This window comes from Nonomuraea cavernae, assembly GCF_040655715.1.
Classification (GTDB): Bacteria; Actinomycetota; Actinomycetes; order Streptosporangiales; family Streptosporangiaceae; genus Nonomuraea; species Nonomuraea cavernae_A.
Genome location: NZ_JBFAKL010000021.1, coordinates 160,816 through 166,953 on the forward strand (window position 1 = coordinate 160,816; position 6,138 = coordinate 166,953).

Below are 6,138 nucleotides of genomic sequence, written 5' to 3' on the forward strand. Positions count from 1 at the left end.
TATAGACGGACGCGCTGCATCATGGCGTTGCGGAGTGGCCGGGCGGTCAGCCCGCCCGGGCGAGAGATGCCACCGCACGGGGTGGCCGGGTCACGAGATCCTCGGTCGTCACCTCGGGAGCCGGGACCGTCTCCTCCACCGCCTTGGCGGTGAGCACCTCCACCTCGTAACGCCAGACCTTGGCCGTGGCCGGACCGTAGATGCGGCAGCGGAAGGCGCCGGTGACCTCGAGGGTGTCGTGAAGGTCGAGACTGTGAACGACGGCGGCCGCCTCGGGGTCGAAGGTCACGCACGGGATGCTGTCCGTCAGTGCCTCACCTCGCTTGTGACGGCGGCGTCGTCGTACGACCAGGCGCCATTTCGTCAGGGTGTCGCCACTCGGCAGCGTCTTGTCCTCGGCTGCCATGGACAGCCTCCCCACCAGCACGACCTCATTGCGGTCCACTGTCGTCCTCCCATTTGTGGTCTGGTGAGGATCACTCTCTACGATGAGCAGAAAGCCGGATCGGCCGAACGCCGTTCTGGGGACAGTGGTCGAAGCTCGGGAGTTGCCTGTGGACAACATCACCGCCCTAGGCGGAGACGTCTATGAAATCGACACGAAAATGGCCGGATATTCGGGCATCACCGCTGGATACCTGATCCTGGGGGATCGACCCTGTCTCGTCGAGACCGGAACCTCGACGTCGGCGCCGGTCGTGCGTGACGCGCTGGCCTCGCTCGGCGTGGGACCTCAGGACCTGGCGACCGTCGTCGTCACGCACATCCATCTCGACCATGCCGGAGGAGTCGGGGACATCGCGCGATTCTTCCCGAACGCGCAGATCGTCGTGCATGAGAAGGGCGCCAGGCATCTGGCCGACCCGTCGCGGCTGATGGCCAGCGCCCGGATGGTGTGGGGCGACCGGCTCGACACGCTTTTCGGTGAGTTGTCCCCCACCGAGGCCGAGCGGATCGTGGCGCTGGGCGACACCGGCTCCATCGACCTGGGCAACGGCAGGACACTGAACAGCCACTACTCCCCCGGTCATGCCAAGCACCACGTCGGCCTGATCGATTCGGGCACCGGTGATCTCTACGTGGGCGACGCGGCCGGGGTCTACCTGCCGCAGACCGGCGACCTGCGTCCCGCCACCCCTCCGCCGGACTTCGACCTGCGGACGGCGCTCGACTCGATCGCGTTGTTCGGGGCGCTGGGGCCGCAGCGGCTGCTGTTCAGCCACTACGGTCCCGTGGAGGCGGTACAGGAGACACTGGAACGGTCTGCGGAGGAGCTCCGCGTCTGGGTCGATCTGACCCGCCAGGCGCATGCGGAGGGCATGGATCTGGACCACGCCGTCGCCATGGTCAGGGAGCGCACCAAGGAGCGCTACACCGCGCTGAAGTCCGAAGACGAGACGGCCGAACAGTTCGAGTTGCTCAGCGGCGCCGCGTCCAACGTCGCCGGCATCATCCACTGGCTCGACCGCGTCTCACCGTAGAGCTCGCAATGCTACGGCGGGCAGCCCTTAGGGGCCACCCGCCGTAATCATGTCCGCGTGAGACGTCAGGCGTCGTGCTTGGGATGTTCCTTGGCTGGTTCGTCAGGCTCATCCAGGACGTCGCCGAAGTCCGGCTCGATGAACGCCAGGTTGATGTCGGGCGTATCGCCCTTCACCACGACCGTCTCGCTGGAGGCGTTTCGGTCCTCGCCCGGCTTCTCATCGTCAACCTCGTCACCGGACTCGCCTGCATCGACGACATCAGATGACTCAGGGACATCGTGCGCACCAGCGGACGACGTGGTCTCGGAGACGGCCTCCGCTTCACCGGACTCCGCCGAGGCGAGATCCTTTGCCTGCGCCGCTTCGCTCACGTCATCTGCCGCAGCGGCGTCCGTCGTGTCACCAGGCTCCGGTGACTCCAGGACATCCGCCGTTCCGTGCGACTTCGCGGCGACGTCCTCGGTCTCGACTGTCTCAGCCTTGGCCTCGGGTGTCTCCGCGACGCCTTCCTTGCCGCCGAACTCCGACGTCGCCACGTCTGCGGCATCCTCCGGCTCGGCGCTGTCCTGCGTTCCGGCTTCGCCGTCAGCGGGCGCCGGTTCATCCGTCTCGCCGGACAGATCATCGGCAGAGGTCAGGACAGCTTCCGCATCCTGTTCGTCCGCTTCGAGGTCGTCGTCGAAGTCCTCTTCGATGTCCTCGATGACGCTGCCGGTGAGCTCGGCGTAGCGCTCCGCCGCGTCGGTCTCGCCGTCCTCGTCGAAGGCCATCGCCCTGGCGAACCAGTCGGTCGCCGCCTCCGGGTGGCCCGCTTCGGCCAGCGCGTCGGCGTACGCGAACGCCAGCCGCGCCGACCACGGCTTCGGCTGCGGATCACGGAGCTCGGGCAGGCGCTGCAGGATGATCACGGAGGCGTCGTGCTGACCGAGGTCACGGCGCGCACCGGACTCGACTATCGACAGCTCGATGCGCTCAGCCCGTTCGAGACGCTCAGCCTCAGGTGACCGGACCAGGTCAAGGGCCCGTTCGGGACGGCCAAGGCCACGCTCGCAGTCAGCCATGATCGGGAGGTACGCATCCGAACCGGTCATCCGCCTGGCGGCACGCAGGTCGCTGAGTGCCTCGGCGAAGTTGCCGGCGCGGTAGGCGACAATGCCCGCCGCCTCGCGTACGACACCGATGCGGGCCGCGAACTTTCGCGCCACCTTGGTGTGCTCGTGCGCCTTGTCGGTGTCGTCCTCTTCGAGTGCGCGCTCCGCGGCGACGAGGTGCCTGCCCACCAGTTCGGCAAGGTCGGTGGGCAGCGAACGGAGTTCGTCGCGTACTTCCTTGTCGAGCTCGTCGGCGGTGATGTCAGGCGCGAGCTCCGGCATGCTCTCGCGCCCCGCGCTGTCCTCGCGGTCACTCCGGCCATACCGGGCACGGGTGCCGTCCTCGGGGTTCTCCTGGCGGTCACGTGAGAAAGGACGCGCCCGGTCATCCCGGTAGCCGCCTTCGCGACGCGGACCACGGTCATCGCCGTACCCACCCTCACGACGCGGACCACGGTCAGCACCCTCGCGTCGTGGGCCTCGATCGTCACGGTCACGGAACGAACGCCGGTCATCGTCACGACGAGGCCCGCGATCATCGCGGTCGCGGAAGGGACGGCGCTCGTCATCACGGCGCGGGCCGGCAGTGTAGCCACCCTCGCCACGTGAGCCTCGATCCCCACTTTCGCGACGCGGACCACGATCTCCGGTGTAACCGCCCTCACGGCGGGGGCCGCGAGCTCCGCTGTAGCCACCCTCACGGCGCGGACCGCGATCACTACCGTAACCGCCCTCACGGCGCGGGCCACGATCGTCACGATCACCGAACGAACGCCGCTCATCATCACGACGCGGACGGTCACCGCCGTATCCACCCTCACGACGCGGACCAGCCTCACCGCGCGAACCACGGTCTCCGCCGAAGCCACCCTCACGACGCGGACCACGATCTCCGGTGTAGCCACCCTCGCGACGGGGGCCGCGATCACTACCGTAACCGCCCTCACGGCGCGGACCGCGATCGCCGCCGTAACCACCTTCACGGCGCGGGCCACGATCGTCACGATCACCGAACGAACGCCGCTCATCATCACGACGCGGACGGTCACCGCCGTATCCACCCTCACGACGCGGACCAGCCTCACCGCGCGAACCGCGGTCTCCGCCGTATCCACCCTCACGACGCGGACCACGATCGCCGCTGTAACCACCCTCACGACGGGGGCCGCGATCGCCGCTGTAACCACCTTCACGGCGCGGGCCACGATCGTCACGATCACCGAACGAACGCCGCTCATCATCACGACGCGGACGGTCACCGCCGTATCCACCCTCACGACGCGGACCAGCCTCACCGCGCGAACCGCGGTCTCCGCCGTATCCACCCTCACGACGGGGGCCGCGATCACTACCGTAACCACCCTCACGACGCGGACCACGATCGCCGCCGTAACCGCCCTCACGACGCGGGCCACGATCGTCACGATCACCGAACGAACGCCGCTCATCATCACGACGCGGGCCACGATCGCCGGTCTGCCCACCTTCACGACGCGGACCGCTGTAACCGCCCTCACGGCGTGGGCCACGGTCACCGCCATAACCGCCTTCACGGCGCGGGCCACCGTAACCACCGTCACTGCGCGGGCTGCGGTCGTCACGGTTACGGAAGGAACCTCGGTCGTCATCACGACGCGGACCACGATCGCCGGTGTAACCGCCCTCACGACGCGGGCCGCGATCATCGCGCTCACGGAAAGGACGCCGGTCGTCGTCACGACGCGGGCCCCGGTCACTGCCGTAGCTGCCTCTCGGGCCGCTCTCACGGTTGCCACCGCGGTCGTCCCGGCTGCGGAATCCAGACCGCTCAGTATGTTGTCCACGATCCTGCGACGGGCGGCGGTCGTCACCATCACGCCGCTGGCCACGGTCAGTGGAGCGCTCGCCGGAACGGAACGGACGGTCGCCCCTGGTTTCGCGCTCCTCGCGCCCGCGGGAACCGGCCCCACCCTCTGTATTTCTGGGCGACCGCCTTTCCTCGCTGTCGCCGCGCCCGGACTGTCCGCCGTCCGATCCGTTATCTCTGTTCACTTCTGGTCCATTTCGTTGGCTCACTCAGCAAGATCCGTACGCAAATCACGGTCTGCCGTGGCTGGTCGCAGCCCGCCCTCGGGCCTTACGCGACGAAGGCCACCCGTGGGGGTGGCCCGCTCCTTCTCAGGGTAGCAAGCTCCGGAACGTCCATGCGCCTGACGAGACCTATATTCATTCGCCTCAAAGGCGCACTTCCGAAACACTGCTGAACATGTCACTCCGTTTCCACGAGATCGCCGAGTCCAGGCACCGGATACTGAACCCCCTCACGGACGACAAGCTCGAGCTGCTGGGGGAGATCTGCGGCATCACGCCGGGAACCCGCCAACTGGACCTGGCTTGCGGTAAGGGAGAGATGCTGGCTCGCTGGGCGTCCCGCTATGGCCTGACGGGGGTCGGCGTGGACATCAGCAAAGTCTTCCTCGCTGCTGCCAGAGACCGCGCCCACGAGCTCGGAGTCTCCGAGCAAGTGACCTTCGTCGAGGCAGACGCCGGAGAATACAAGGACGAACCACGCACGTACGACATCGTCTCCTGTCTCGGTGCGACCTGGATCGGCGATGGTCTGCTCGGCACTCTCGACCTGATGCGCCCGCCACTGAGTGCCGGCGGGCTGGCCCTGGTCGGTGAGTGCTACTGGACGACCCCGCCACCAGAAGAGGCTTACGAATCACTCGGAATCGCCCAGGACACGTTCACTTCGCTCGCGGGCACAGGCGAACGGTTCGAAAGCGCCGGATTTGAACTGGTGGAAATGGTCATGTCCAACCTGGACAGCTGGGACAGGTACGTCGGCAGCCAATGGTGGACTCTCAGCGAATGGCTCCAGAAGAACTCAGAGGACCCTGACGCTCCGGCCATTCGCGACTTCCTCAACCAGTCGCGTCGCGCTCATCTCGAGTACGGCCGGCACTACCTGGGATGGGGCGTCTTCGTCCTCCGTTCCTAAAGCCAGGCCAATTCCCAGCCAAAGGCCACCTCGGGAGGCTCATCCTTGAAAATCTCCTGAAACGCGAGAAGGGCCCCACCAAACGGTGGAGCCCTCCTCAAACAATTGTCCGGCGGTGACCTACTCTCCCACACCCTCCCGAGGCAGTACCATCGGCGCAGGGAAGCTTAACTTCCGGGTTCGGAATGTAACCGGGTGTTTCCTTCCCGCCATAACCGCCGTAACCCCATGAAACAAACAAACAACACCGCTGTTTGCTGCCTCAGAATTGCCTAGTGGACGCGAGCAACACACCCGAACTTTCGCGCACGGCGCAGTTCCGGACCCAGCGAAGAGTAACGGAACGCAGCACACACACAAACTTCAGGCAGAATGCTTTGTGGTCAAGTCCTCGGCCTATTAGTACCGGTCAGCTCCACACGTTACCATGCTTCCACCTCCGGCCTATCAACCCGGTCGTCTACCGGGAGCCTTACCCACTCACATGGTGGGAGACCTCATCTCAAGGCGAGCTTCCCGCTTAGATGCTTTCAGCGGTTATCCCTTCCGAACGTAGCCAACCAGCCGTGCACCTGGCGGT

General features: G+C 66.3%; 5 protein-coding genes and 2 rRNA genes. 2 read left to right on the top strand and 5 right to left on the bottom strand.

Annotated elements, in window-relative coordinates; translation table 11 throughout:
• Positions 1-46: 46 nt before the first annotated feature.
• A complete protein-coding gene (locus AB0I38_RS28030; protein ID WP_358479422.1) occupies positions 47-445 on the bottom strand; it encodes a single-stranded DNA-binding protein in 399 nt (132 codons plus the stop codon).
• A 109-nt stretch (positions 446-554) separates the two neighbouring features.
• Between AB0I38_RS28030 and AB0I38_RS28035 the strand changes: the two genes are divergently transcribed.
• The gene (locus AB0I38_RS28035; RefSeq protein WP_358479442.1) at positions 555-1,481 is read left to right on the top strand and encodes an MBL fold metallo-hydrolase; all 927 of its coding nucleotides are present in this window, start codon (positions 555-557) and stop codon (positions 1,479-1,481) included.
• Positions 1,482-1,546: 65 nt separating this feature from the next.
• Here AB0I38_RS28035 and AB0I38_RS28040 read toward each other — a convergent pair whose 3' ends face one another.
• A complete protein-coding gene (locus AB0I38_RS28040) occupies positions 1,547-2,689 on the bottom strand; it encodes a hypothetical protein (protein WP_358479448.1) in 1,143 nt (380 codons plus the stop codon).
• A complete protein-coding gene (locus AB0I38_RS28045) occupies positions 2,572-4,431 on the bottom strand; it encodes a hypothetical protein (protein ID WP_358479455.1) in 1,860 nt (619 codons plus the stop codon). Before AB0I38_RS28045 ends, AB0I38_RS28040 begins: the two co-directional genes overlap by 118 nt.
• A 389-nt stretch (positions 4,432-4,820) precedes the next feature.
• On the opposite strand from AB0I38_RS28045, the gene AB0I38_RS28050 reads away from it, so the two are divergent.
• Complete coding sequence (locus tag AB0I38_RS28050; RefSeq protein ID WP_358479462.1) at positions 4,821-5,558, top strand: SAM-dependent methyltransferase; 738 nt, start codon at positions 4,821-4,823, stop codon at positions 5,556-5,558.
• A gap of 107 nt (positions 5,559-5,665) precedes the next feature.
• Here the strand turns inward: AB0I38_RS28050 and rrf are convergent.
• Positions 5,666-5,781, bottom strand: a 5S ribosomal RNA gene (gene rrf / locus AB0I38_RS28055).
• A 156-nt stretch (positions 5,782-5,937) separates the two neighbouring features.
• Positions 5,938-6,138 (bottom strand): 23S ribosomal RNA (locus AB0I38_RS28060); the annotation flags it as partial.

Bases quoted from the DNA above. Each gene is read 5' to 3' on its own strand.
- AB0I38_RS28050 (WP_358479462.1), top strand. From the start codon at position 4,821: ATGTCACTCCGTTTCCACGAGATCGCCGAGTCCAGGCACCGGATACTG.